This is a genomic window from Sphingobium sp. S6 (assembly GCF_905120495.1).
Taxonomy (GTDB): Bacteria; Pseudomonadota; Alphaproteobacteria; order Sphingomonadales; family Sphingomonadaceae; genus Sphingobium; species Sphingobium agri.
Genome location: NZ_CAJHOG010000038.1, coordinates 1 through 2,664 on the forward strand (window position 1 = coordinate 1; position 2,664 = coordinate 2,664).

Below are 2,664 nucleotides of genomic sequence, written 5' to 3' on the forward strand. Positions count from 1 at the left end.
TCGGCGCAGAGCGACAGCCTACCTCTGACTGCCGCCAATCTTTGCAACAGAGCCATTGAGCTTATGTTGATAATGCTGCCTCGCCCAAGAGGGGCCATGCGGCGGGCAACGGCCTGGCCGACGCGCCAGACGCCGGTCAGGTTGGTATCGAGAACCTGTGCCCAATCTTGTTCCGTCATATCGAGAAAAGGCGCGGTCGCCGCGACGCCGGCATTGTTGACAAGGATCTGGATCGGGCCGAGCTCGTCCTCGATCCGTGCGACGGCCGCATCAACGCTGGCCCGATCGGTAACATCGAGCGCTACGGCAAGTGCTTTGCCGCCTTGGTCGGTAATCGCCTTTGCCGTGTCCGCGACCCGGTCGATGCTGCGCGCCGCGAGGGCGACATGTGCGCCGTTCGCCGCGAGCAGCAGTCCGAAATGGCGCCCAAGACCGCTCGATGCGCCGGTCACCAATGCGATACGGTCCTGGAGAGGATATACTTCGGACATGATCACCGGTCCTGTTTTCCGCAGAGGATATCTCTTTGGCTACCCCGCAGGCGGCCGTGAAAAGCGTTCGCCTTAGCGGAGCGTCTCGTTGAGCCACCTCAGTCCCGCCTCGGCGGCCATCATGCCTCTCGCCTTGTCGGAATAGAGCGTTATGTGGGTCGTGTGCGGCAACACCACAAGTTCCTTGCGGGGGCAAGGAATGGCATTGAACGTATCGATTTCAAGATCCCATAGGGTAATATCGTCCCCTTCGGCAACCACCATCATGACAGGTGTGTTGATGACGCGACCAACAAAGCTGTTCACATTGTAATTTAGGAGCAATTCGACCGATTCGACAGTGCTCTTGTTCTGATAGAGCGGCGCGTCATTTTTCTTGATCTCGTTAAAGACAATTTCCGCTTCCGGCACCGGCCAGCAAGGAATGTCATTGACGTAATCAATGGTGGCGTGCGGCAAATAGAGTTGCTCACCGGGCTTTTCATAACGTAGCGCGCGATCATCGGCGATCAGCTTCAGAAGTTGGCGCCAGCCGTTTACGCCATGGATACGACGCATATTCTCATATCCGTCGATAACGGGAACATGGCTGATGACCGTTTTCACCCGCTCGTCGATCGCTGCAAGGATGATGACATGGCCGCCGGAATAGGAAATGCCCCAGGCCCCGATCTTGTCGGGGTCGACCGCAGGGTGGCGCTCGAGGAAGCTGATGGCGTTCTGATAATCCCGGATCTGCGCCCAGGGATCCAGATGCTGGCGATTGTCGCCGCCACTGACCCCGAGGTTGCGATAGTCGATGATGAGCGCGTTAAAGCCATTTTCAGCGAACTTCTGCGCATAGGTCGGCATCGTGACCTCACGCACATAGCACCAGCCGCCAGCGAGCACGACAGTGGGCCGACGCCCGCCTTCGTCGGGTGTGTAGAGCCAACCCCGAACAGTATCACCTTCGGACTGGAACTCTACGTCGAGCCTCTGCACCATTACCCTTGCCCTCCCTCGCTTAATTAGAGCCGCGGCCGGACGGTCGCGCCGTGGCGCCCATCCTCATCGCTATCATTGCCCTAACTAAGTGACCAACTGGTAACGTGTCAAGATAGCTTCTCTGCGCCTCCAGAGCTTGGCACCCGATATGCATGGGCCTCGGCCCAATGGGGCCGAGGCCGTGCCGTTAACTTATTTGAAAGCAGGAAGTTTTGCCGGGTTCAGCCTATCGACGCTACATCAAGGGGAGAAGGCCTTTTTTTGGTGGCCCTGGCCAGTCGTGGCTTGCGGACGCGGCGCTGGGGAGGAGCCACCAGCCCGGGATAAATGTTGACGACCCCATCCAGAAACAGAATAATTTCCATCTCTACCCAGGCATCGACGTTTTCAGGCGTGTCGACCCCATATATGAATTTCCGGACGCCGAGATAAAAGATGCGCGAATTGACGCCAAGCACGAGTTCGGATTCGTTCTGTGTGAGAGGCATCTCTTCAATCGTAGGCAGGCCAAGATCGTGACGAAATTCGGCGCAAACCGGCCTGACGAGATGTTCTTGCATGAAAGAATACCAGCGACCGTTTATGTCGGATCCCTTAAGACCTGCGAACATGAATAGGCGGACCCAGTCATAATTAAGCACTGTCTGGGCGAGCGCCTGGTATACATTTACCAGCCGCTCTCGCAACGGAACATTGCGGTTGCTGATTACAATTTCCCAGTATGGATTCCACCGGCCGATGAATACTTCCTGATACACGCGTTCAATCAGTGCGTTCTTGCTGGCAAAATAGCGAAATAACAAAGGGTGCGTGATGTTCAGCCGCTTCGCTAGCTCGCGTGTGTCACCACCAAACCCTACTTCCGCGAAGAATTGCACGGCGCCTTCCACGATAAGCCGCTCGCGTTCGGCGCGCGGCAACCGCGGAGTGTCGGTCTGCGTTTTCTTACGCGGGGTCGTCACCTCATTCCCTTCTTTCATAACCAAGCGCCTTGGCGCCGATGCCAATGGTCGTGAATGCTAAAAAATGACCGGCTGGTCAAGTGCATAGGCGGATGCTTCGCTCCAGCTGACGGCGGTGCGCGCTGAATACGCGCCGCCGCTGGAAGAGGTCCTTACTCTGTGAGTTGTTGGGGTGACTACACGAAAGTGACGTATCTGCACGCTAAGAGCGAACAAATCCGGTA

Annotated in this window: 3 protein-coding genes; all 3 read right to left on the bottom strand. The window is 56.9% G+C overall.

What is annotated here, in order from left to right:
- Positions 1 to 491 (bottom strand): SDR family NAD(P)-dependent oxidoreductase (locus SPHS8_RS20215; protein WP_236575283.1); only part of this gene is annotated, 491 nt, incomplete at its 3' end.
- 72 nt (positions 492 to 563) lie between these two features.
- Positions 564 to 1,478: an alpha/beta hydrolase gene (locus SPHS8_RS20220; RefSeq protein ID WP_013040178.1), complete on the bottom strand. Its 915-nt coding sequence runs from the start codon at positions 1,476 to 1,478 to the stop codon at positions 564 to 566.
- Positions 1,479 to 1,699: 221 nt separating this feature from the next.
- Positions 1,700 to 2,458 carry a TetR/AcrR family transcriptional regulator gene (locus SPHS8_RS20225; protein ID WP_007686274.1) on the bottom strand — a complete coding sequence of 253 codons (759 nt, stop codon included), beginning with the start codon at positions 2,456 to 2,458 and terminating at the stop codon, positions 1,700 to 1,702.
- Positions 2,459 to 2,664: the final 206 nt, after the last annotated feature.